Here is a 25,668-nt window from a genome sequence, read left to right on the forward strand (position 1 = left end):
GATTAGCCATTAGCTTTTAGCTTTAAGAAAAATGCAACGGAGATTAACATATTGTATGCTAATCTCCGTTGCATTTTTCTTAAAGCTAAAAGCTAATGGCTGGTAGCTATTTCTGATATTTTCTGAATACTACGATGGCGTTATGGCCTCCGAAACCGAAGGTATTGCTCATGGCAATATTTACGGTTCGTGATTGTGCTTTACCAAGGGTCAGGTTCAGATTGGTGGGAATACCTTCGCCCAGCACGGTAGTGTTGATGGTAGGGGGCACAATATCTTCCTGAGTAGCCTTAATACAGGCAATGGCTTCAATAGCACCGGCAGCTCCAAGCAGGTGGCCTGTCATGGATTTGGTAGCACTGATGTTGAGTTTATCAGCCTGATCGCCAAATGCAGTTGCAATAGCTTTCAGTTCGCTGAGATCTCCAACTGGTGTAGAGGTAGTATGAGAGTTGATATAATCCACATCAGCAGTAGTGATACCGGCATCTTCCAGAGCCTGTTCCATACCCAGGCGGGCACCCAGTCCTTCCGGATGTGTGGCCGTGAGATGGTAAGCATCGCAGGTCATTGCACCGCCGATCATTTCACCATAGATGGTAGCGCCTCTGGCGATAGCATGTTCATATTCTTCCAGGATGATAGCGCCAGCGCCTTCACCCATTACAAAACCATCGCGTTCTGTATCAAACGGGCGGGAAGCATGTTCCGGGTCGTCATTGCGGGTGGATAATGCTTTCAGTGCGTTAAAACCGGCAATACCAGCGCGGGTTACAGGAGCTTCAGAGCCCCCGGTTACGATCACGTTGGCTTTACCCAGGCGGATATAGTTAAAAGCATCCACCAGGGCGCTGGTAGAAGAAGCGCAGGCAGAAACTGTACAGAAGTTGATACCCATGAAACCGTATTTCATGGCTATCTGACCTGCTGCGATATCGCATATCAGTTTAGGAATGAAGAACGGATTAAATTTAGGAACGAAGTTAGCCTGGGCAAATTCCACGATCTGTTCTTCGAACGTAAGCATACCGCCGTTACCGGATGCCCAGATCACCCCGATCTTTGTTTTGTCGATGCCTTCTTTATCGAGACCGGCATCCAGCACTGCCTGATGGGCAGCGGCCATCGCGTACTGCGTGAAACAATCCATCTTACGGGCTTCCTTCTTTTCGATGTACTTCTCCACGTCGAAATTCTTCACTTCACAGGCAAACTTGGTTTTAAATTCTGTGGTGTCAAATTTCGTAATCGGACCGGCGCCACTCACACCTGCCTTCATATTGTTCCAAAATGAGTCTACATCATTCCCGATAGGTGTTAGTGCCCCCATACCGGTGACCACAACCCTTTTCAGTGTAACAGTACGCATATTTTTTACTTTAATAAAAAAAGTTAGAGCGCAAATTTAGTTACTTATTGTTATGAATAAGCATATTCATTAAGATAATATAACATAACTTTTAGGATTTCAGGTAGAATCCCTTTACCAGTGGGTGTTTTAGCCCACCGATGCCATGGTTCTGACACTATGTCTTATATTTTCTGTCCGCATTTTTGGTTAAAAATGAACAGAAAACAAGCAATGATAACCCTGGAAAATGCGCATGAGAGACGTTGAGCAGATCATCAGGCGGCTACAACTGCCTCCTGAACCGGCAGAACCGATATTTTCCGGGTCCGTTGTTTCAGGAAGGAAATAATTTCCGCGTCTGTCTGGAACCGATCGCCGATGTTCACAAAATTCTTTGCCAGCAGGTCGTACCGCTTGAACATCAGGTAAGCCCATACATGCAGGAAGTGGATACCATCAAATACGATCGCATCGTTGCTGATGTATTCGTCCAGCGTTTTCCTGAAGTAATGGGGATGTTCGGTCCAATGCATGCTGGGTTTCACATGATGACTGATATGATAGCCATCGTTCCAGCATTTGTGGTTGTATTTGGTGTTGATACAGGTAATACTGTTCTTATAGCAGTTATCCGGCTCCAGGTCGCATACAAAGGCATGCTGTGCCCAGTTGCCGACCATCATGATGATACGGGAAATAATAAACGGTAATATGAAAACCACGAAGGTGGCGGGGAAATTAATAAAAGACAGTCCCACACAGGCAGCCACGAAAAATAATTCTCCCCGTATCAGCTTTATCATCAACTTATTCCTTTTTTTACGGATATGATACCGGGCGGTATCATAGACGCCGAAGGTGACGAAGTTCCAGAGATAGAGCAGGAAACCCCGGAAAGAATCGCGCTGATAGTGCATGGTGCTGCTGTCATCTTCCGGCATATTGTTTTCCGGATGATGCATGCCGATATGATGGGAATAGTACGATTCCGGTGTTTGCCCGAACAGGGGCCCGATGGCCCAGGGTAAGTAGTTATTCCAGAATTGATATTTCTTTTCAAAGAAAGTACGGTGGCTGGTACAATGCAGCATCAGACCAAAGGGCCCTTTGAAGACTACGTTATTCAGGTATTGGTATATAATAGCTGCAGCCCACCAGATCCAGTTGTTCACCCCCGGGATATACATGAGAATAGCCAGCGGCCAGAGCGTGAAGGTGATTTGCGCCGTCAGGTGAACAAACGGAAGATCGCGTTCGTCACGGATCCAGCTTTTAAAAAGACGATCCAGCGCGGTTTCCTTCGTTGGCTTTACATAGACGGGATCTGTTAGTTGCGAAAAATACTTCATGAGCGTCAGTGTATAATAAAATGAAATCTACAGTTGCGAATTGTAGGTGTTGGCAATAAATTACCGCAAAAACGTATAACGCATTCCAACACGATATAGTATATATGTCGTATGGGTTCTCGGAAAGATAACCATTTTTTTCTTCTCCCGCAGTATTTACGGGTATTTTTGTAATTTCCGGTCGAAAGCATATCTGTCAGGGGGCATAATATCAGTGTATGTAATTGTCTTTTTGTGTGATAATGTTCCTGTAATACCAAGTTTAGTTTAGGCCAAAACCAATCACTATACATGAAGAGATTAACCCTTAAAGACGTCGCAAAACTAGCCGGAGTAGCACCTTCCACCGTTTCATTCGTGCTGAATGGAAAGGGGAAACAAATGCGTATACGCGATGAAGTAGCCACCCGGATTATGCAGGTGGCCGAGAAATCGGGCTATGAGCCTCACCGGATGGCTGTCAACCTCCGCACGGGGCAATCCAAGACGCTGGGGTTGATCGTGGAAAGCATTTCAGGCAGCTTTTTTGCCAGCCTGGCTAAAACCATCGAAACCGAGGCGGAGCGCAGAGGGTATAATGTGGTGTACTGCAGCACTGAAAACAACGCCCAGAAGGGGGCGGAGCTGATCCGTATGCTGGGCCGGCAGATGGTAGATGGCTACCTGATCACCCCGGCTCCGGGAATGGAAAAAGAAATCCAGCACCTGGTGCAGCAACACAAGCCTGTGGTGCTGATGGACAGCTACTTTCCATCTATCAAAACTCCCTACGTACTGATCAATAATTTTGACGGTGTGCAACAGGGGATGAAACACCTGATCGGAAGAGGATTTTCCAGGATCGCCTTCGTGATGGTGGATATAAAACTTATCCAGATTGAAGAACGGCTACGGGGCTATGTCACCGCTCTTAAAGACCATAAAATACCGGTAAGAAAGAAATATATTCTGCAACTGCAATACCACCGGCAACGGGAAGAATCGCTGAAAATGCTGCAAGATTTCCTGGAAGCTAATCCCGAGCTGGACGCCATCTTTTTTTCTACCAACTATCTCGGTATACTGGGGCTGGAAGCCATCGGGCGCTTAGGCCTGCGCATGCCGGACGATATTGCCGTGCTTTGTTTCGATGACCACGACATATTCCGGCTCTATCCTCCCGGAATATCTGTGATCGAGCAGCCTATCGAAGGGATCGCGAAAACAGCCATCGATCTGCTGATGCACCAGTTGGATAAAAACAGTACCCCGCTTAAAAAAGCCGCAGTCGAACTGCCCGGGAAATTTATCCTGAGAGGATCTGCCTGAGCATAATACCGTCTGTAAAAAAAGCAGGCGAGTGTATAAAATGCTGAAAAAATAGTTATACATTTAACACCTGCCTGTGGTGAGAAAAGGATTCGATAGAATCTTTTTTTTCTACAGACTTGCTAAATCGATTTTGCGAATTGTTTTATAATTTCTACACATGAAAAAAGTTGGACTGTTAGCAGCTGCTTTATTATGTCTGCATGGTGCTCAAAGCCAGACAGTTAATAAAGTTACTGAACCGGCGGACTGGGTGAACACCCTGATGGGCACTGACTCAAAAGGGAGCCTGTCGAATGGTAACACCTATCCCGCCATTGCCCTGCCCTGGGGCATGAATTTCTGGATGCCACAAACCGGTACGATGGGGAATGGCTGGGCTTATCAATATACTGCTGATAAGATCAGAGGATTCAAACAAACACACCAACCCTCTCCGTGGATTAACGACTATGGCCAGTTTGCTATTATGCCGGTAACGGGCAAAGTCAAATTCGATCAGAACAGCCGTGCCAGTTGGTTCTCTCACAAGTCAGAGGTAGCAAAACCTTACTACTACAGCGTTTACCTGGCCGACCCGGATGTGACCACTGAAATCACTCCCACGGAAAGAGCAGCGCAACTGCGGTTTACTTATCCTGCTACCGACAGCGCTTTCATTGTAGTAGATGCACTTGACAAAGGTTCCTATATTAAGATATTACCGGAAGAAAGAAAGATCATTGGTTATACTACCAAAAATAGTGGCGGTGTACCTGCTAATTTCAAAAATTACTTCATCATTACTTTCGATAAAGCCTTTACTGTAAGCGGTACCTGGCACGACTCCGTACTGGTGAGAGGCCAGTTGGAGTTGCAGGCCGATCATACCGGCGCGGTCGTAGGTTTTAAAACTGCGAAAGGTGAACGGGTAGGCATTAAAACAGCTTCTTCTTTCATCAGTTATGAGCAGGCCGAATTGAACCTGCAACGTGAAATCGGCAGCGATAACTTCGATGCTACCTGCAAAAAAGCGAAAGATATCTGGAACAAGGAACTGGGCCGCCTCGCTGTGGAAGGAGGTTCCAGCGAACAGGTGACTACGTTCTACTCTTCTCTGTACCGTGTATTACTGTTCCCCCGCAAGTTCTACGAGATCAATGCGAAAAATGAAGTAGTACACTACAGTCCATATAACGGTCAGGTATTACCTGGTTATATGTTCACCGACAACGGCTTCTGGGATACTTTCCGCGCGGTGCATCCTTTCTTTACGCTGATGTATCCTTCGCTCAGTGCACATATCATGGAAGGCCTGTCTAACGCTTATAACGAAAGCGGATGGCTGCCGGAATGGGCCAGCCCCGGGCATCGCGATTGCATGGTAGGCTCCAACTCTGCCTCCCTGATTGCTGATGCTTATCTGAAAGGTATCCGTGGTTATGACATCAATAACCTGTACAAGGCTATTCTGAAAAATACCGAGAATGAAGGCCCGCTTAGCTCCGTAGGCCGCCTCGGTGTAAAGTATTACAACAGCCTGGGATATATTCCGTACGATGTGAAGATCAACGAAAACGCTGCACGAACACTGGAATATGCCTACGACGATTTCACCATCTTCCAGCTTGCGAAAGCACTGAACAGGCCGAAGGAAGAAATCAAACGTTTCGAAAAACGTTCTCAGAACTATCGTAATCTTTTCGATCCGGAAACTAAACTGATGCGTGGCAAAAACAAGGATGGTAAGTTCCAGACGCCTTTCAACCCATTCAAATGGGGAGATGCCTTTACAGAAGGTAACAGCTGGCACTACACCTGGTCTGTATTCCACGATATACAGGGACTGAGCAACCTGATGGGCGGCCAGCAGGGCTTCATCCAGATGCTGGATTCTGTATTCAATATGCCACCGGTATTCGATGAAAGCTACTATGGTACTGTTATTCACGAAATACGCGAAATGCAGATCATGAACATGGGCCAGTATGCACATGGTAACCAGCCTATTCAGCACATGATCTACTTATATAATTATGCAGGCCAACCCTGGAAAGCTCAGTACTGGATCCGCCAGGTGATGAACCGCCTGTACAAGGCTACACCCGATGGATATTGCGGGGATGAAGACAATGGTCAAACCAGTGCCTGGTATGTGTTTTCTGCCATGGGCTTCTATCCTGTATGCCCTGGTACCCAACAGTATGTACTTGGTACGCCGCTGTTCTCCAAACTGACTATGACGCTGGAAGATGGTAAACAAATGGTGATCAACGCACCGGGTAACAGCGATGCTAACCTGTATGTACAAGGTGCTGCATTGAACGGACAGGCATACGATAAAAACTGGATCAGCCATCAGGATCTGCAGAAGGGCGGTACGCTGGAATTCAGAATGGGCGGCAATCCTGAGAAATCAAGAGGCAGCTCTCCGGCAGCATATCCGTATTCCTATTCTACAGCAAAATAGAATGGAATACCTGTAAAATATTTTCATTGTTCACTGATATATTTCATCCCGATTCTTCGGGATGTATTTAAACTACTGGCTACCAGCCTTCAATGGCTGGTAGCTTTTAAAAAATCTGCGTATGAGAAAATTGATGCTACCCTTATTGCTATTTGCCTGCCTTGCTGCATCCGCACAGGAAAATCTGATACAGTATGTAAAACCCATTACCGGTACACAGCGCATGGGACATACTTATCCCGGAGCCACTGTTCCCTTTGGAATGGTGCAGCTCAGTCCGGAAACAGATACCATTCCTTACGAAATGAATGGTAAGTATAATCCTGATGTGTATAAATATTGTGCAGGTTATCAGTATGAAGATAAAACCATCGTTGGTTTCAGCCACACTCACTTCAGTGGAACAGGTCATTCCGACCTGGGGGATTTCCTCATCATGCCAACGACAGGCAAACTGCAATTGAATCCCGGTACCGCCGATCACCCGGAAAATGGCTACCGGTCTGCATTCTCACATAGTACAGAAGTAGCGGAACCTGCATACTACAAGGTGAAGCTGGAAGATGACAATATCCTGGCGGAGCTGACGGCTACCAACCGTGTGGGCTTTCATCAATATACCTTCCCCGGTACAGACCAGGCACATATTATTCTGGATATGATGTCGGGGATCTACAATTACGGGAACAAGAATGTATGGACTTTCATCAGAGTGGAGAATGATACGCTGGTCACCGGTTTCAGACAAACTAACGGTTGGGCACGTACGAGAATAGAATATTTTGCAATGACTTTCTCCAAACCATTTACCAGCTACGGTCAGCAGAACAATGCTAAAGATGTGTATAAAGGCTTCTGGAGAAAGTTTGATCAGACAAAGGATTTTCCCGAAATGGCAGGCCGGGAGATCCGTGCCTATTTTAACTTTACTACTGCTCCCGGGGAGAAGATCAAAATTAAGTTTGCCCTTTCCCCTGTCAGCACAGCAGGTGCATTGAAGAACCTGAGAGCCGAGATCCCCGGCTGGGATTTTGAACAGGTGAAGCGCGATGGGCAGGCACTATGGGCGAAAGAGCTGAACAAAATCCGTATCGAATCGGGCAGTCGTGAAGAGAAAGAAAATTTCTATACCGCCATGTATCATGCTTTCATCAATCCTACTACCTATATGGACGTAGATGGAGCTTACCGAGGCCTGGATATGAATGGTCATAACGCAAACGGCTACACTAACTACACCACGTTCTCTCTCTGGGACACCTACCGTGCGTTACATCCGCTGTTCAATGTGATACAGCCCGCGCGGAATGCAGATATGATCCGGTCGATGCTGAATCACTATGAGCAGAGCGCACAGCATATGTTGCCTGTATGGGCACACTACGCCAATGAAAACTGGTGCATGATCGGTTATCACAGCGTATCTGTTATAGCAGATGCGATCATAAAAGGGAACGCTCCGTTTGATGCAAACAAAGCGCTGGATGCCTGTGTGACTACAGCCCGCCACCGTACCTACGACGGATTAAGCTACTACATGGATAAAGGCTATGTACCGGAAGATAAAAATGGTTCTTCTGTTTCCAAAACATTGGAATATGCTTATGACGACTGGTGTATTGCGCAGGTGGCAAAAAAGCTGGGCCGTACGGATATTTATGATGAGTTTATCAAACGTTCCGGGAACTACCGGAGTGTATATGATACGAATTCCGGCTTCATGCGTCCGAAACTGGATGATGGAACATTCAAAGCCAGTTTTGATCCTTTGCAAACGCACGACCAGGGCTTTATTGAAGGGAATGCCTGGAATTACAGCCTGTATGTGCCGCATAACCCTGATGAGATGATTGCCATGATGGGTGGCAAAAAACAATTTACTACCCACCTCGATTCATTATTTACAATGGAGTTGCCTGATAAATATTTTGCTGAAACGGAAGATATCACCCGCGACGGTATCATCGGTAACTACGTTCATGGTAATGAGCCTTCACATCATGTGGCCTATCTCTATAACTGGACCGGCTATCCGTGGAAAACACAGGAGCGTGTGCGGATGATTCTGAAAAAAATGTATCATCCCGGACCCGACGGGCTGGGTGGTAACGACGACTGCGGCCAGATGAGCGCCTGGTACATATTCACCACCCTGGGCTTTTATCCGGTATGCCCCGGATCAGACCAGTATTCATTGGGCAGTCCGGCCATTGATAAAGCAACCCTGCAACTGGAGAATGGAAAAACCTTCGTGGTAGACGTTAAAAACCAGAGCGATAAGAATGTATATGTGCAGAAAGTATTGCTGAATGGTGCGCCTTTAAACCGCCTCTATATTACGCATGCCGACATCATGAATGGCGGCACGCTTACATTCTATATGAGCGCCAGGCCAAAGAAATAATCAAGTGTGAATTCAATCAGACATAGCCGCTCCGGGGAGTATTCTCCGGGCGGTTTTTTTATGGCAGAATCCTAACTTCGCCGAATGAAAACAAATACAAATATTACTGATCTGAATATAGAGAACCTGACTTCTTTGTGGAAGATTGCAGGTACTCCCTTCAACGCCTATACGGAGCAAGCCGCATTCAGCTATTGCAGTGTGCCAGGCTTGGACTGGCCCAACCGGCTTTGGTTTCATCAGCGCATTACCCGCGATGAGCTTGAGCTGGCATTACAAACAGTTGGCACCGGCAGATGGGTAGTGCCTCATTGGGATATTTATGATCAGGCAGCAGATGATATTTTCGTTGCCTGCGGAGGTGAAAAAGGCTTTGAGCAGGCGGGCATGTCGTTGTTGCTGAAACGGCCTTTTACAGGCCAGTATACACTTTCATTCCGGCAGGTGCTTACTCCGGAAGATGCTGCTGCATGGGCCACCGTTTATCCGCAGGCATTCAACTACCGGATCGACGCATCGATACTGGAACGTACCTGGCATCATCTGCGTTTTTATCTGGCTTTCTTTGAAAATACCCCCATTGGTACAGGTATCCTGCATTGCCAGAATGGTATAGCAGGTATTCATGGAATTGGTGTAATACCGGAAATGCGAAGAAGAGGATTTGCCAATGAGATCATGGTATACATTCTGAATGAAGCTATTGCGCTAGAAGCCACCCATGCTACATTGCAGGCTTCGCAAATGGGAAAAGGAATATATGTGGAAATGGGGTTTGAGGAGCAGTTTCAGATCAGGAATTACGTTTTTAGGAAATAAGCCCCGGAATACAACATTAAGCATAAAGACGAGGCCCTTAGCATATGCTAAGGGCCTCGTCTTTATGCTTAATGTTGTTACGGTATCAACGTCACCGTAGAAATCCCCAGCTGCACTTTCTGCGTAGCATCTGTAGCTTTGAAGCGTAGGTACAGATTGTGCATTTTACCGTCTGTTATTGGGGCAAAGCTGAAGTTTGCTTTATTAGGTGTTTTAGGTTGTGCACCCGGGCCGATGGTTACTTCGCCGAGGCGGTTACCATTGGCATTGTCTACGAATGCTTCCACTGTATAGCCGTATTGTTGCGGTTCCTGTACCATATACATCAACTGAATACCTTTCACATCTGTAAGATCCAGTTGATTGTAAGTAACCCAGCCTTCGGTGTTGGCAGGGATCAGGAATTTCATGTTGTTGGCGGAGAATGTGGCAACACCATCCGCTTTGTTGTAGTCGGCAGCCTGTAATACAGGACTGATCAGCTCGGCCGTGGCTGTACCGGTGATCGGTTTGATGCCCGGTCCGCCTTTATCGGTGTAACTGGCCAGGAGGTACAGCACGCCGTTGTCTTTGGCTTCACCACCCATGGTTGGATTGATATCGCCATTGACAGGGAGTGATGGTATTTTCTGCGTATTACCTCCAACGGAATAGATGTATTCGATGAGCTGTTTGGCTTCGCCCTGGGAAAGGCCAGGGTGGGCCGACATAGCTGTTTCTCCCCATACACCACCACCGCCGGCGATGATCTTTTTAGCCAGCATTTCAGGTGCTGCCGGATCATTCCTGTATTTTTCTGTTATCTGTTTGAAGGAAGGCCCAATCGATTTTTCATCCGGTTTGTGACAGGTTTTACAATCGGATACTTCCATGATGTTTTTACCTGCTATTGCTCCGGTGATAATCTGGTGGCCTTGTGGCACAGCTGCTTTATCGCGGCCCTGAATGTAATCGGCTTTTACAAAGATGTTGTTTACATCCAGCTTGCCGTCGGCAGAGTTACCGTCTTCCTTGTCACTGATATTAACACTGTAGTGCACCTGTTTTCCAGGGAAGTAGAACATCTTGTTGCCGGTGATATCGATCTTTACATCCGGTGTTTCGTTGCCGGCATAAAGGGCTATGGAGCTGCTCTTGGTTTTGGCGCCTTTGTCGTCAGATATCTCTACAAATACCTGGTATTCTCCGGCTGTTGCATAAGTGTACTCCACAGTGGGTTCCGTTGTTTCTTTTTTGGTGCCGTTACCAAAATTCCACATGTAGGTAAGCTTGTCGCCATCAGGATCTTTAGAGCCTTCTGCAGAAAGTTTTACTTTAAATGGCAATCCGCCTGTTGCATGATTGGCCTGTATTTTAGCTACCGGTGCACGGTTGCCGCCATTGTAATCGATACGGGCGAGTCCTGCATCTACGTTTTTGCTAAACCATCCATGACCATATTCCAGGATGTATATACGGCCGTCGGGGCCCATTTCCATATCGATGGGGGCATTCCACCTGGTGTGTGGCATGAACTTCTCCATCTTAGAGAAATTACCGTTTTTATCCATTGTTACGGCCATGATCCACTCGCGTACCCAGTCGTAGATAAAGAGTTTACCGTTATAGTAATCCGGGAAACGGGTTTCTTTCGGATAAAATTCACTGTAATAAACGGGGCCTGCTTCGGCGTTACGTCCGCCGCTGCCTACAATCGGGAACTCGTCGGACTTGCCATACGGATACCAGATGAAGGCTGGTGTGGCCGGAGGTAATTCTTTCAGACCGGTGTTGTTGCGGGAGTTATTGACAGGCTTCAGCGGATCGTAATAAGGGCCGCTCTCGCCGGTTTCGTAGTTGTATTGACGATAAGGTTTGTTGTTGGCGATGAACATCGGATAACCGAAGAAGCCGGGCTTCTTGGCCTGATTGATTTCGTCGTACCCTCTCGGGCCACGCAGGGAATCGTCGTTGTTGGCATCCGGGCCTACTTCTCCCCAATATACGTACCCGGTTTTTTTGTCGATCGACATACGGTAGGGATTACGTGTTCCCATCGCATAAATTTCCGGGCGTGTTCCCTTGGTACCTTTAGGATACAGGTTACCTTCAGGGATGGTGTAGGAACCATCAGCTTCTACTTTAATACGCAGGATCTTACCACGGAGATCGTTGGTGTTGGCGGAACCGCGCATATCGTCGTACTGCAGATGTCCGGGCCTGTCGTCAGTAGGGCCGTAGCCTTTGCTGACATATTTCTGGTTGGGTTCATCGAACGGAGTAGTGTTATCGCCTGTAGAGATATACAGTAATCCACCAGGACCGAATGAAAGAGAACCTCCGGTATGGCAGCAGATATTGCGTTGAGAGTAGAATTGCAGCACCACTTTTTCAGAAGACATATCCAGCTTACCGTTTTCAAATTTGAAACGTGATAAGCGGTTTACTGAAGTATCTGCAGGTGAATACATCGTATAGATGTAGTGATTGTTTTTGAAGTCCGGATCGGCGGTAAGTCCGATGAAACCTTCTTCTGCATTGACATGTGGTGTATCGGTGTGATGGTATACCTTCAGCAGACCAGCCTGCGACAATGTTTTCTGTGCTGCGTTGTAATACATCAGCTCACCGCGACGCTGTGCAATGAGCACATCGAGGTTAGGGAGTATAGCCATTTCCGTTGGTTCGAAGAGCTCGCCGGAAACCAGTACATCTTTGGTGAAGCGATCTTCTTCAGGAACGCGCAGGGTGGTAGCCTGGCTATAGTCCAGCACCTGGTTTTTGCCGATAGCATATTTGATACCACCAGCCAGGTGTTTGAGGAAAAGACTGTCTTTGTAAGATTCTTCGGTATGTCCGAGACCTGTATAGAAAGCACGGCCACCGTCGAAATCGTGGTACCAGCTGATGGGGTGGTTAGCACCCATGGTACCGCCCTGGTACGACTTTTCATCGAGTTTCAGGAGTACGGTAGTGGTGGTATCCACATCTTTGTAATTGTACCATTCGTCGGTATGTTCCCATTTTTCGGGCAAGCCTTCTGTAGCAGGGAATGATTTGTTCACAACATCAACGATGGCTTTATGCACGCCCGGAGGATGGTTCTGGAACCATGCACCTGCGAGGTGATTATACCAGCCCCATTCATATTCGGTATCAGCTGCAGCGTGTACCCCAACATAGCCACCACCGGCCTGTATATATCTTTCGAAATCAGCTTCCTGATAATTATTAAGTACATCGCCGGTAGTATTCAGGAAGATAACGGCTGAATATTGCGCCAGTGTATCTTCGTTGAATTTTTCGGCATTTTCCGTAGTATCTACTTCAAATCCATTTTCCTTTCCAAGCTGTTGTATCGCGGTGATACCAGCGGGAATAGAGGCATGACGGAAGGCCGCGGTTTTAGTAAATACGAGTACCCTGGGTTTACCGGGCCGCGTTTTTTTACATGCCGCCAGCCCGACCAGTGCTAACAGCAATAGTAATCTGAATATTTGTTTCATCTGTTCCGGATTATTTCTTGGGTTTCCAATTACCTATGGCGTATTCAATACCGCCGAGCAGGTGTTTCAGGTATACGGGATCTGAGTAGGACTCCTTAACATGTCCCATTTCAGTATAGAAAGCGCGGCCGCCTTCAAAATCGTGGTACCAGCACATCGGGTGGTTATCCCCGTTTTTACCGCCGGTATAGGTGCTTTCATCGATCTTGATCAGCACATGTACATCAGGATTAAGATCTTTGAAATTGTACCATTCGTCTTTGCGGATCCATTCATCCGGAAGATCTTTGGTGGCAGGGTGGTTATGATCCACTACCCTGAGGGTGGCTACCTGTTGCTGCGGATGGCTCAGGAACCATGCGCCCGCGAGCTTGTTGTACCAGGGCCAGTCGTATTCCGTGTCGGTAGCAGCATGAATACCCATCCATGCTCCACCTTTGTGGATATAGTTTTCGAAAGCTGCCTGTTGTGCGTCGTCGAGCACATCGCCGGTAGTGCAGCTGAAGATAACGGCTGCATATTTCTTCAGATTCGCAGGAGTAAATGCGCTGGCATCCTCTGTCGTATCTACATCAAATCCATTCTCTTTGCCCAATTGCATGATGGCCAGTTTGGCAAAAGGAATGCAATCGTGGCGGAAGCCTTTAGTTTTGGAAAATACCAGTACCCTTTTGGATTTGTGCCTGTCTTTATTTTTCGCCTGTAACGAAAAAGATCCTGCAAGCAAGAGGAGTGTAATAAAAGCGGTTAATGTTTTCATCGTGTACGTGGGTAAGAAAGGAATGAAAAATTATGGATGAAGAATTAAGAATTAGAGCGGAGATAGTAAACGCGAAAACCTGCTTCGCTACTATCTCCGCTCTAATTCTCAATTTCCTGATTCGTAATTCCTAATTCCGGCTAAGTAATTAAAGAACTCTTATCTTGATATTACGGTACCATACATCATTTCCATGGTCCTGCAGTGCAATATGTCCTTTCTGGTATTTGCCGAAGCCTTTCCAGTCATGGAATTTGCTTTTTGCTACGAGGGCATCCCATTCAGGGGAACCGATGGTAGTTTCAGCTGTTTTTACACCGTTCAGCCAGAGGGTAAGGTGTCCGTCTTTTTTACGGATGATGGCAGTGTTCCATTCTCCTACTGGTTTAGCAGCCATTTTAGGCGCCTTGATCAGGTCGTAAAGATCACCGGCATTATGTTTCGGGATCTTACCGTCCGGATGGCCGGCGTCGTCCAGTACCTGCATTTCGGGGCCGGTCTGGTAGGTAGCATGAAACTCAGGATCTTCATGTACGCCGAAGATAACACCACTGTTACCACCTTTGGAAATCTTCCATTCGATACTCAGTTCATAGTTCTCGTATTCGCCATCGGTTACCAGGTCGCCGCCGGGAGCACCGTTCTTTTTTGCAGCCTGATCGAGACCCAGTGCGCCGTTGCTGGCGCTCCAGGCCGGACTTGCGGTCGACTGAAGATAAGTGTGCCACCCTTTGGTGGAAGTGCCGTCAAACAGCAATACCCAGCCCTGCTTTTTTTCTTTGGCCGACAGGGAATTGGTACTCTGTGCTTTAACAGTAGTAGCGCCGGTTACAGCGGCCGCCATTAAAGCACCTATGATTAACTTTTTCATTCCGGATGATTGAATAGGTGATAGAATAGTAATTATTTACCGGATAATGATAAAATGTATTTTACCATTTCCTTTGCATCATCTTTAGATACATTAGGATGAGGCAGCATCGCTACTTCGCCCCAGTTGCCGGAACCGCCTTTGATAACCTTATCAGCCAGTTTGTCGATATTTTCCGGCGTGTTAGGATATTTACCTGCAATGTCTTTCAATGCTGGTCCTACTACTTTCATTTCTTCCTTATGGCATGTTTTGCAATCGCTTTGAGCCATCAGTTGCTCACCTTTGCTAGCAGGTTTGTTGGCATTGGGCGATACCATGGAATTATCTGCTGCTGGGCTTTCATGAGTGCTAACACTATCTGTATTTGCTTTTTTTTCTCCTCCTCCGCAGGCTGCAAAGAATAAAGCACTTAATACGAGCGGCGCCAGATATCTCTTTCTCATTTGTTGATTGTTTTTATTGTTTACGAACGATTTGTGGATGTAATTAAATGCCTAAAATTCTTTTGTTGAAAGCGTCATCAGTACCAGTGCCTGCAAAGTCATCAAATGCTTTCTCAGTAACCCTGATAATATGATTCTTGATGAAAGGTGCACCTTCTTTGGCGCCATCTTCCGGATGTTTGATACAACATTCCCACTCCATAACGGCCCAACCGGCAAAATCGTATTGTGCCATTTTACTGAAGATGGATTTAAAGTCGACCTGTCCGTCGCCAAGTGAACGGAAGCGGCCCGGGCGATTGATCCATGACTGATAACCGCCATATACGCCGGAACGTCCGGTAGGATTGAATTCCGCATCTTTTACGTGGAATGCCTTGATCCGTTCATGGTAAATATCGATATATTCCAGGTAATCGAGGCATTGCAGGAGCAGATGGCTCGGATCGTAGAGCAGGTTAACGCGGCTATGGTTGCCGGTAGCTTCCAGGAAGCGTTCAAAGGTAGCGCCGTCGTGGAGGTCTTCTCCCGGATGTATCTCATAACAAACATCTACACCGTTGGCGTCAAACTCATCCAGGATAGGTTTCCAGCGTTTTGCCAGTTCTGCAAATCCGGCTTCTACCAGTCCTGCCGGGCGCTGAGGCCAGGGATACATGGCCGGGGCCCATAACAGTGCGCCACTGAAAGTGGCGTGTGCGGTAAGGCCCAGGTTACGGCTGGCTTTAGCAGCGTATTTCAGCTGGTTCACCGCCCATTCCGTACGGGCAGTGATATTGTTGTGATATTGTGCAGGAGCAAAGCCATCGAACATTTCGGAAAATGCAGGATTCACAGCTACCAGTTGTCCCTGCAGATGAGAACTCAGTTCTGTAATTTCCAGTCCTGCTGCATTTACAATTCCTTTGATCTCGTCTGCGTAGGTTTTACTTTCAGCGGCTTTCTGCAGATCTATCAGGCGGGGATCCCAGCTGGGGATCTGTACGCCTTTGAATCCAATGGAGGCTGCCCATTCGCAGATAGTTTTCAGGCTATTGAACGGCGCTTCATCTCCCATGAACTGCGCCAGAAAAATACCAGGTCCTTTTATCGTTTTCATACACGCTAGCTGTTAAATCTCGAAGTTAGTCCATTTAGCATCGCTCTGGGAAGAACGTACTACGTTATCGATGAATGCCATACCACGTACCCCTTCTTCTACGCCGGGGAAGTCCAACGACTCAGCAGAAGCTTTGGTACCGTCGATCTTAGCGGATAAGGTTTGCGCGAAGTTGCGGTACAGGTTACCGAATGCTTCGAGGTAGCCTTCCGGGTGGCCGCCGGGGGTACGGGTGTTGTGTGTCATGTAGCTCGACTGGAAGCTGTAGCCTCCGCCGGCGCGGTAGATTTCGGTGGGTTTATCCAGCCATTTCACCAGCAGGGTGTTAGGCTCGTGTTGTGCCCATTCGAGGCCGCCTTTTTCGCCATAGACGCGGATCTTCAGTGCATTTTCTTCACCGGCAGCTACCTGCGATGCCATCAGTACGCCGGCAGCACCATTGTCGAAGCGGAGCAGCACGGCGCCATCATCATCCAGTGCACGACCGGGAACGAGGATGTTGAGGTCGGCGCAGAGCTTTTCGATTTTTGCACCGCTGATATATTCAGCCAGGTTAGCAGCGTGGGTACCTATATCGCCCATGCAACCGCTTTTGCCTGATTTCTTAGGATCTGTTCTCCAGGCCGCCTGTGCATTACCTTCTCTTTCACTGAGCTTACTGAGCCAGCCCTGGGGATATTCTACCCATACTTTACGGATCTTGCCAAGCGCGCCGTCTTTCACCATCTGCCTGGCCTGTTTTACCATCGGGTAGCCGGTGTAAGTATGTGTGAGCAGCAGTGTCAGGCCGGTGGCTTCCACTTTTGCTTTCAGTTGTTTAGCTTCTTCGAGGGAGAATGTGATGGGTTTTTCTATCACCACGTTGAATCCAAGATCCAGCGCCATCATCGCAGGTTCGAAGTGGGCGAAGTTGGGGGTAACGATGGTGACAAAGTCCATACGTTTGTCTGCCGGCATTTTGGCTTCTTTCTCCAGCATCGTTTTGAAATCGAGGTAAGTACGTTCCGGATCAAGGAACAGCATTTTGCCTGATTCCACAGCAATCTCATTATTGATACTGAGGGCGCCTGCCACCAGTTCAATCAGTCCGTCCATATTGGCTGCAATGCGATGAATTGCGCCAATGAAGGCATCTTTACCGCCTCCTATCATTCCCATTCTGAGTTTCCGTGTCATATTTACAATTATCGTTTTATGAGTTAAACCATTTGAACCTTTTGAACAGATGCTTTTTTACGATTACGCATATAAAAGAACAATATCGCAAATGCCACGATCAGGATAATGGGAATTATCAGGGTGGCCTTAATGATCTCCGGACCGGCTACGGCAGTGGCCTGGCTGAAAGCGGTGGCTTCAGGTGTGCCCGGAGCTGCGGAACGGTATGCATCCAGCGATGATCCTGCCGGCAGCTGTTTTACGATGATGCTGTCGTAAAATCCGCCCATGAAGTACATGTATACAGATACCGCGAACATGCCGGCTCCGCCCATAAGATTCATTCCCAGCGCACCGGATTGCGGAATATTCTCAGATACAAATCCCAGCATAGTTGGCCAGAAATAGGTAACGCCCATACCAAAGATAAAGGCGGCCACAAAGATCATGTTACCGCTTACATGCGACAGTAAATATAATCCCAATGCAGATAAAACAGCAGAGATCAGCAGCACGCCGGTAGGCGACATCCTGTGTACAACCGGACCGGCTACGCCCCTGCCCAGTGTTTGCACGCCGGCGGTTAATGCGAGGATCAGAATGGCATTTTCAGTTACATTTTTCAGTAACACATCTATCCATTGACCGGTAAATAATTCAGTGATAGCAGTACCGAACATCAGTATAAGCATGCAGATGAACAGCGGGCTTAATACCGACTTGTACATGTCGGCGGAAGATACGCCGGATGCAACCCTTTCAGTAACAGGAAAATCAAGATTAAGGAAAAGATAACCGTAGATCAATGTGGGGATGATCATCGTACCTACCTGTAACTGCCAGGAGAGGTGCATCTTCGTCATGATGAATACCAGCAAGGTTCCCACTACAATACCCCCGGGAAACCAGAGGTGGAAGTGATTCAGCTTAGTGGTTTTATTATCCGGAAAAATAGTAGCTACCAGTGGATTACATGCGGCTTCCACGGTTCCGTTAGCCATCCCGATGAACAGTGTGGAGATGAACAGGGACCAGAACCCGTTGGCGAAAATAGTCAGCACAATACCAAGCAGGTGCAATATGAATGCCGCCAACAGCAGACGCTTCATGCCTATTACATCTACAATGAAACCCCCTAATACAACAGCCAGTGGAAATCCCCAGAAAGCAGTACCGGCAATGATACTTAATTGCCTGGCATCCAGGTGAAATTCCACACCCAGGCCGCCCAGTATACCGGCGCGGATCCCGAATGATAACGATGTCACCAGCAGCGCCATACAGCTGGCTACGAACAGTTTTTGTGGCTGAATTACATTTGCCATAAACGTGGATTTGTGTAAAGGTTTAAAAACGGACATTAAACCTTTAAATTTATAAAAAGTATTTTCATATTTCCATCTTTTTATGCAGGCCAGCCGCAAAAAACCTGAAAATTTTCATTTCCGTTACTGCTAATTTCCCGTACTCGTTATATATAGCCTGAACTCCCTGTTCCGGATGGCTTATTTCCGGGATAAACGGTCGTTAAGGCCGATTTGGTATAATTTATCAATTTCCGATACTTTATTGATCGGCCGGATAAATAAAAATCAATTCGCTCCCGTCTTCACATTATTCCTTAATTCTTCATTCTAATGTATTTTGTGCTGGTTAGCCTGTGAGCAAGTGAACAAGCGTATTCTCCTGATTATACTGAAACAATATTATTATGAAGAAATTACTGTGGGGCATTGCCCTGTTAAGCGTACTACACGGCGTCAGTGCGCAGGAAAAAACAACTATACCGTTGAAATATGGCGCGCAGTACACCGGCAAACGGACCGATGAGGCCATGAACAAGTGGCGTAGCAACCGTTTCGGACAATTCATTCACTGGGGGCTTTATGCTATCCCTGGTGGCGTTTGGAACGGCAAAACCTATAACTATGCGGCCGAATTCCTGAAATCCAGTGCCAACGTGCCTGGTCCGGTATGGGACTCACTGATGTACCAGTTTAACCCGGTGAAATTCAATGCACGCGAATGGGCGCATATGGCCAAACAAATGGGCGTGAAGTATATGACCATCACCACCAAGCATCATGAAGGCTTTTGCCTGTGGCCAAGCAGGTATACGGATTTTAATATCAGCCATACTCCTTACCGGAAGGATATTCTCCGGGAGCTGGTGGAAGCGTATAATGCGGAAGGGATTGATGTTAATTTCTATTATTCCGTGCTGGACTGGCATCACCCCGACTGGCGCTATGATATTAAATCTGCGGGCGACAGCATTGCCTTTAACCGGTACCTGGAATTTGCTTTCAATCAGCTGAAGGAGCTGGCCACCAATTATCCTACCGTAAAAGCATTCTGGTTCGATGGTACCTGGGATAACTCCGTGAAGAAGAATGGGCGATGGACCTATGAAGTAGAAAAGATGCTGAAAGAAGTAAGGCCAGGAGTAATCGTTAACAGCCGCCTCCGTGCGGATGATTATGGCAAGCGGCATAAAGATTCTAACGGGCAGCTGATGGGAGACTATGAATCCGGTTATGAGCGCCGGCTGCCCGATCCGGTGAAAGACGTGGCAGTCACTAATTGGGACTGGGAGGCCTGTATGACCATTCCGGAGAATCAATGGGGGTATCACAGGAACTGGAGCCTGAGTCATATCAAAACCCCGGCAGAGCTGCTCGGTATGCTGGCGAATGCCGTATCAATGGGAGGTAATTTCCTGCTGAACTTCGGGCCTGGCGGGGATGGCACTTTCCGCCAGGAAGAGCAGCAGATAGCAGGTGCCATCGGAAAATGGATGGCCGTTAACGGCAGCGCTATTTATGGCTGTGATTATGTCGGGTTTGAAAAGCAGGACTGGGGCTATTATACCGGAAAAAAAGGCAGTAACCAGGTGAATCTGATTATTTGTAACGTGCCGGTGGGCGGGCTGCTGAGAATCGTGTTGCCAAAGGGAACTGTGCCCGGGCGGGCCCGGCTGATGAACGGAGATGGAGAGGAATTAAAGCTGGAAGAGGCTGGCGGAAACCAGTACCTGCTTCATTTACCGGTCAAAGTGTACGGGCTGCCTCCGGTTATTACACTGGAACTTCGCACCGGCGGAGGAGGCAACAAATATCAGGATGCAAAAACATGATGCCCTGTTTTAACTGTTATCGTGATGCGGCCAAACAGCGGTGGAATCAATGTTTGGCGTAAATATCAAGAATATGTTAATTGGCGGTATCAAAATGTAAAATCCCCTAAAATCAACGCTAAAAGACGGAATTTATTCCTACTTTTACAGGCCTTGCAAGGCAGCTGTAAAACTGACACCTTGACAGTTTGCCACCACAAGCACAATATTTGAGTAAGCCTGATGCCGTCGTATCCGGAATGATGAAGCCAGCAGTCGTTGTACTGCAGGCTGGTGAAAACAGAAAATATCGACTAATGATGGATCCGGCCCTGAAGAATCAGGTTACAATGAACTAGAAATCTTATTCGTAATTAAACGTTTAACATGTTAGGTTTTTTATCAAAGCTATTTGGAGGGAATAAATCAGACAGGGATATCAAGTCCATCTCTCCGGTGGTGAAGCAGATCAATGAGGAGTACGAAAAACTGCAATCCCTTTCTATTGATGATCTGCGTCGTAAAACGCAGGATTTCCGCGCCCGCATAGCCGACCATCTCGCAGCTATTGATAAAGAAATAGGCGAAAAGCAGGCTGCTGCTGATAGAGAAGAAGATGTTACCACCAAAGACGCTATATATCAGGAAATTGACGTACTGAAAAAAGACCGTGATAAACAACTGGAAGTAGTATTGAAAGAGCTGTTGCCGGAAGCTTTTGCTGTAGTAAAGGAAACCGCCCGCAGATTAACCAATAATGCAACCATTACTGCCACCGCTACAGATCTGGACCGCCAGCTGGCTGTCAGAAAAGATTACGTGACTATTGACGGAGATAAAGCTACCTGGAAGAACAGCTGGAACGCAGCCGGTAATCTGGTAACCTGGAATATGGTGCATTACGATGTACAGTTGATCGGTGGTACCGTGTTGCATCAGGGTAAAATCTCTGAAATGGCAACAGGTGAAGGTAAAACCCTGGTATCTACATTGCCCGCTTACCTCAACGCGCTGGCTGGTCAGGGTGTACACATCGTGACAGTGAACGACTATCTGGCCCGTCGTGACTCCGAGTGGAATGGTCCACTGTTTGAGTTCCTCGGTATCACGGTAGACTGTATCGATAAACATCAGCCTAATACATTCGACAGGCGGAATGCGTATCTGGCGGATATTACCTACGGTACCAACAACGAATTCGGCTTCGATTACCTCCGCGATAACATGGTACATAACCCGGATGAAATGGTGCAACGCAAGCATCATTACGCCATGGTGGATGAAGTGGATAGCGTATTGATCGATGACGCCCGTACGCCGCTGATCATTTCCGGTCCTATTCCACGCGGTGAAGAACAGGAGTTTCACGTACTGAAGCCCCGTATCGAATACCTGGTGGAAATGCAGAAAAAAGCAGTGAACCAATATCTGCAGGAAGCCAAGAAACTGATTTCTGAAGGAAAAGACGACGCGAAAACCGGAGGCCTGGCGCTGATGCGCGCCTGGAGAGGTTTACCTAAGGGTAGCGCGCTGATTAAATATCTCAGTGAACCGGGTAATAAAGTATTACTGCAGAAAGCTGAAAACTACTACCTGGCCGACCAGCAACGTGAAATGCCTAAGGTCGATGAAGGTCTGTTCTTCGTGATCGACGAAAAACAAAACAGCGTAGATCTTACTGATAAAGGTATACACCTGATTACACAGGGCGGTGAAGATGCTAACTTCTTCATACTGCCGGATGTGGGATCAGAGCTGGCAGAAATTGAAAAACTGTCAGTTTCCCCTGAGGAAAAACTACAGCGTAAAGATGTGTTGTTACAGGACTTCGCTGCAAAGTCGGATCGTATTCACTCCGTACAGCAGCTGCTGAAAGCTTACACTTTATTTGATAAGGATGTGGAGTATGTGGTGATGGATGGCAAAGTGAAGATCGTAGATGAGCAGACGGGTCGTATCCTCGATGGACGCCGCTACTCCGACGGTTTACACCAGGCGATTGAAGCTAAGGAAAACGTGAAGGTGGAAGCAGCTACACAAACATTTGCTACGATTACATTACAGAACTATTTCCGTATGTACCACAAACTGGCGGGTATGACCGGTACTGCTTCTACTGAAGCTGGTGAGTTCTGGGAAATCTATAAACTGGATGTGGTAACCATCCCAACTAACCTGCCGATCAGCCGTATAGATGCAGAAGACCTGGTATATAAAACCAAGCGCGATAAGTATAAAGCGGTGATCGAAGAGGTAAGGCAATTACAGGCGAATGGCCGCCCGGTGCTGGTAGGTACTACTTCTGTAGAAGTATCAGAACTGTTAAGCAAGATGCTGACTTTCGAGAAGGTACCTCACAACGTGCTGAACGCGAAGCAGCATGCCCGTGAAGCTCAGATCGTAGCTGAAGCTGGTTTGCCAGGTGCTGTAACGATTGCTACCAACATGGCGGGTCGTGGTACGGATATTAAACTCGGACCTGGCGTAAAAGAAGCCGGTGGGCTGGCCATCATTGGTACAGAAAGACATGAAAGCCGTCGTGTAGACCGCCAGCTTCGTGGTCGTGCTGGTCGTCAGGGCGATCCGGGAACTTCACAGTTCTTCGTTTCCCTGGAAGATGATCTGATGCGTATGTTCGGCTCTGAGCGTATTGCCGGCCTGATGGATCGCATGGGATATAAAGAGGGCGAAGTGATTCAGCACAGCATGATCACCCGCTCTATTGAAAGAGCACAGAAAAAAGTAGAGGAAAATAACTTCGGTATCCGTAAACGTCTGCTGGAATACGACGACGTAATGAACAAGCAGCGCACGGTAATCTATTCCAAGCGTAACCACGCCCTGTTCGGAGAACGCCTGGCAATTGATATCGACAACGCCTTCTACGATGTAGCAGAGAACATGGTAACCACCCACAAAGGCAGCGGCGATTACGAAGCCTTTAAGATGGATGCTATCATGAACTTCTCCATCGATACAGCCATCACCCAGGAAGAACTGGCAAAAACAGATATTCCTAACCTGGCGTCCAGACTGTATCATGAAGGAAAAGATAACTACCAGCGTAAGGTAAATGACCTTATCAGCAATACCCTGCCGGTAATTGAACGTATCCATCAGGAACAGGGGCATCATATCGAGAATATCTCTATTCCGTTTACTGATGGCAAAAAAGGTATCAACGTACTGGCTAACCTGCAGCGGGTAGTGGATACACAGGGTCATGAAACCATGAATGCCCTGGAACGCAGCATCACACTGGCTTTGATCGACGAGGCCTGGAAAGAGCACCTGCGTGCTATGGACGATCTGAAACAATCCGTTCAGAGCGCCGTTTACGAACAGAAAGATCCGTTACTGATCTATAAATTTGAAGCATTTAATCTCTTCAAAGAAATGGATGGTGAAACCAGTCGTGATATCGTTTCTTTCCTTACCAAATGCGGTATTCCGGTTAGCAACCAGGAACAGGAGCAGGCTCCTGAAATCCGTGAAGGCAGGGAAGAAAAGACTGATATGAGCCGTATGCGCGCTTCCCATGAAGACCTCGTAGATAACAACGGTCATCAGGCAGCCGCTCCGGATTACCAAACAGCTGAAGAGGTGAAAGCAGAGCCAATACGGCATCAGGGCCCCAAGATTGGTCGTAATGACCTGTGTCCTTGCGGAAGCGGGAAAAAGTATAAGCAGTGCCATGGGAAAGACCTTTGATGAATTGAGAATTAAGAATAGGGAATTAAGAAAGAGAGCGGAGATAAAGGAGAAGATGAGAACGGAGATGAATTAGAAGATTGAAACGTATGGAATAATTAGTTGTTTTTAATATTTATTGGGATCGCAGATTTGACATCTTAAATGTCGGATTTGCGATCCTTTTTTATTTGTTGTATGTTAATGATTTGTTCGTATGAAAGATAATGTTGTGGCAGAGAAGAGTTATCAGTTTAGTGTGAGGATTATTAGGTTATTTCAATACCTGATGCAAAAAGGTGAAGAAAGGGCCTTGGTGATTCAAGTGTTACGGTCGGGAACGTCTATCGGCGCAAATATCCAGGAGGCCATCGGGGCTAATTCCGTTAGAGAATTTACTCATAGAATAAACATTTCATACAAAGAAGCCAGAGAAACATTTTACTGGTTAAGATTATTACACGATACCCAAATCCTTGATCACAATCAGGCATTATCCCTAAAACAAGACTGTGAAGAGCTATTACGGATTTTGGGAACAATACAAAAAACCATGAAGAGTCGCGAAAAAAAGTATTATAAGACACTGTAACATCATGATATCCGCTTATATCTTCGCTCTTCATTCTTAATTCCCCATTCCCTATTCTTAATTCCTAATTCTTTACCTTTGCCTCATGAACATCAATCGCTACATTGACCATACCATATTGAAACCCACCACCACCCTGGAGGATATCAAAAAACTCTGCATGGAATGCGTGGAATACGATTTTGCCGCCGCCTGCGTACCTCCTTTATACGTAAAGCTGGCTAAGCAGTTTCTGGGGGCTACAAATACCAAAGTGGCTACAGTGATCGGTTTCCCCTTCGGTTATTCTGCCATTGAAGCCAAAGTTGCGGAAACAGTACTGGCGATCGTTGATGAAGCAGATGAACTGGACCTCGTAGTGAATATCTCCGCAATTAAAAACAACGACTGGGAATACCTGGAAAAAGAAATTGCCAATATTATATACATCGTCAGAGAAAAAAAGAAGGTGCTCAAAGTGATTATCGAAAGTGGCATATTATTGGAAGAGGAAATCGTGAAATGCTGCCAGTTGTATAGCAAGTATGGAGTAGACTTTATGAAAACATCCACCGGATATGCTGAAAAAGGAGCCACTGTGGAAGCAGTTAAGTTGATGAGAGCCAATTTGCCAGCCAATATACAAATCAAAGCTTCGGGAGGGATTCGTACCTTCGCTTTTGCCAAGGAACTGATCGATGCCGGAGCTACCCGCATAGGTGCCAGTGCCAGTGTTAATATTGTGAAAGAAAGCAAGGAAGCAGCAGCACAATAGTGATTATTCATCGTTAAT

General features: G+C 47.0%; 17 protein-coding genes. 8 read left to right on the plus strand and 9 right to left on the minus strand.

Annotation, left to right across the window (positions count from 1 at the left end; all coding sequences use genetic code 11):
- Nucleotides 1-106 precede the first annotated feature (106 nt).
- Together fabF and UNH61_RS32150 are read right to left on the minus strand one after the other, a co-directional pair.
- Nucleotides 107-1,369, minus strand: a complete 1,263-nt coding sequence (gene fabF / locus UNH61_RS32145) for a beta-ketoacyl-ACP synthase II (protein WP_326996126.1) — start codon at nt 1,367-1,369, stop codon at nt 107-109.
- A 257-nt stretch (nt 1,370-1,626) separates the two neighbouring features.
- Nucleotides 1,627-2,700 (minus strand): fatty acid desaturase, encoded by a 1,074-nt coding sequence (locus UNH61_RS32150; protein WP_326996127.1) that lies wholly within the window; start codon nt 2,698-2,700, stop codon nt 1,627-1,629.
- A 291-nt stretch (nt 2,701-2,991) separates the two neighbouring features.
- Between UNH61_RS32150 and UNH61_RS32155 the strand changes: the two genes are divergently transcribed.
- The 4 genes from UNH61_RS32155 (at nt 2,992) to UNH61_RS32170 (ending at nt 9,680) form a co-directional block, all read left to right on the plus strand.
- Complete coding sequence (locus UNH61_RS32155) at nt 2,992-4,008, plus strand: substrate-binding domain-containing protein (RefSeq protein ID WP_326996128.1); 1,017 nt, start codon at nt 2,992-2,994, stop codon at nt 4,006-4,008.
- 160 nt (nt 4,009-4,168) lie between these two features.
- A complete protein-coding gene (locus tag UNH61_RS32160; protein ID WP_326996129.1) occupies nt 4,169-6,457 on the plus strand; it encodes a GH92 family glycosyl hydrolase in 2,289 nt (762 codons plus the stop codon).
- A 121-nt stretch (nt 6,458-6,578) separates the two neighbouring features.
- Complete coding sequence (locus tag UNH61_RS32165; RefSeq protein WP_326996130.1) at nt 6,579-8,861, plus strand: GH92 family glycosyl hydrolase; 2,283 nt, start codon at nt 6,579-6,581, stop codon at nt 8,859-8,861.
- 84 nt (nt 8,862-8,945) lie between these two features.
- Nucleotides 8,946-9,680: a GNAT family N-acetyltransferase gene (locus UNH61_RS32170; RefSeq protein ID WP_326996131.1), complete on the plus strand. Its 735-nt coding sequence runs from the start codon at nt 8,946-8,948 to the stop codon at nt 9,678-9,680.
- 77 nt (nt 9,681-9,757) lie between these two features.
- On the opposite strand, the gene UNH61_RS32175 is transcribed toward UNH61_RS32170, so the two are convergent.
- The 7 genes from UNH61_RS32175 to UNH61_RS32205 form a co-directional block, all read right to left on the minus strand.
- On the minus strand, nt 9,758-13,165 hold the full coding sequence (locus tag UNH61_RS32175; RefSeq protein ID WP_326996132.1) for a ThuA domain-containing protein: 3,408 nt from the start codon (nt 13,163-13,165) through the stop codon (nt 9,758-9,760).
- 10 nt (nt 13,166-13,175) lie between these two features.
- On the minus strand, nt 13,176-13,925 hold the full coding sequence (locus tag UNH61_RS32180) for a ThuA domain-containing protein (RefSeq protein ID WP_326996133.1): 750 nt from the start codon (nt 13,923-13,925) through the stop codon (nt 13,176-13,178).
- A gap of 148 nt (nt 13,926-14,073) precedes the next feature.
- On the minus strand, nt 14,074-14,796 hold the full coding sequence (locus tag UNH61_RS32185) for a DUF1080 domain-containing protein (RefSeq protein WP_326996134.1): 723 nt from the start codon (nt 14,794-14,796) through the stop codon (nt 14,074-14,076).
- 32 nt (nt 14,797-14,828) lie between these two features.
- Nucleotides 14,829-15,242 carry a c-type cytochrome gene (locus UNH61_RS32190; RefSeq protein ID WP_326996135.1) on the minus strand — a complete coding sequence of 138 codons (414 nt, stop codon included), beginning with the start codon at nt 15,240-15,242 and terminating at the stop codon, nt 14,829-14,831.
- Between the two features lie 43 nt (nt 15,243-15,285).
- Nucleotides 15,286-16,341 (minus strand): sugar phosphate isomerase/epimerase, encoded by a 1,056-nt coding sequence (locus UNH61_RS32195; RefSeq protein WP_326996136.1) that lies wholly within the window; start codon nt 16,339-16,341, stop codon nt 15,286-15,288.
- A gap of 12 nt (nt 16,342-16,353) precedes the next feature.
- Complete coding sequence (locus UNH61_RS32200) at nt 16,354-17,517, minus strand: Gfo/Idh/MocA family oxidoreductase (RefSeq protein ID WP_326996137.1); 1,164 nt, start codon at nt 17,515-17,517, stop codon at nt 16,354-16,356.
- 23 nt (nt 17,518-17,540) lie between these two features.
- Nucleotides 17,541-18,824 carry an MFS transporter gene (locus tag UNH61_RS32205; RefSeq protein ID WP_326996138.1) on the minus strand — a complete coding sequence of 428 codons (1,284 nt, stop codon included), beginning with the start codon at nt 18,822-18,824 and terminating at the stop codon, nt 17,541-17,543.
- A 386-nt stretch (nt 18,825-19,210) separates the two neighbouring features.
- On the opposite strand from UNH61_RS32205, the gene UNH61_RS32210 reads away from it, so the two are divergent.
- From UNH61_RS32210 to deoC, 4 genes are all read left to right on the plus strand, one after another.
- Nucleotides 19,211-20,635 (plus strand): alpha-L-fucosidase, encoded by a 1,425-nt coding sequence (locus tag UNH61_RS32210; RefSeq protein WP_326996139.1) that lies wholly within the window; start codon nt 19,211-19,213, stop codon nt 20,633-20,635.
- A 366-nt stretch (nt 20,636-21,001) separates the two neighbouring features.
- Nucleotides 21,002-24,325 (plus strand): preprotein translocase subunit SecA, encoded by a 3,324-nt coding sequence (gene secA / locus UNH61_RS32215; protein WP_326996140.1) that lies wholly within the window; start codon nt 21,002-21,004, stop codon nt 24,323-24,325.
- A 196-nt stretch (nt 24,326-24,521) separates the two neighbouring features.
- Nucleotides 24,522-24,896: a four helix bundle protein gene (locus UNH61_RS32220; RefSeq protein ID WP_326996141.1), complete on the plus strand. Its 375-nt coding sequence runs from the start codon at nt 24,522-24,524 to the stop codon at nt 24,894-24,896.
- Nucleotides 24,897-24,981: 85 nt separating this feature from the next.
- Complete coding sequence (deoC, locus tag UNH61_RS32225; RefSeq protein WP_326996142.1) at nt 24,982-25,650, plus strand: deoxyribose-phosphate aldolase; 669 nt, start codon at nt 24,982-24,984, stop codon at nt 25,648-25,650.
- Nucleotides 25,651-25,668 lie beyond the last annotated feature (18 nt).

Origin of the sequence: Chitinophaga sp. 180180018-3 (assembly GCF_037893185.1) — a bacterium.
GTDB lineage: Bacteria > Bacteroidota > Bacteroidia > Chitinophagales > Chitinophagaceae > Chitinophaga.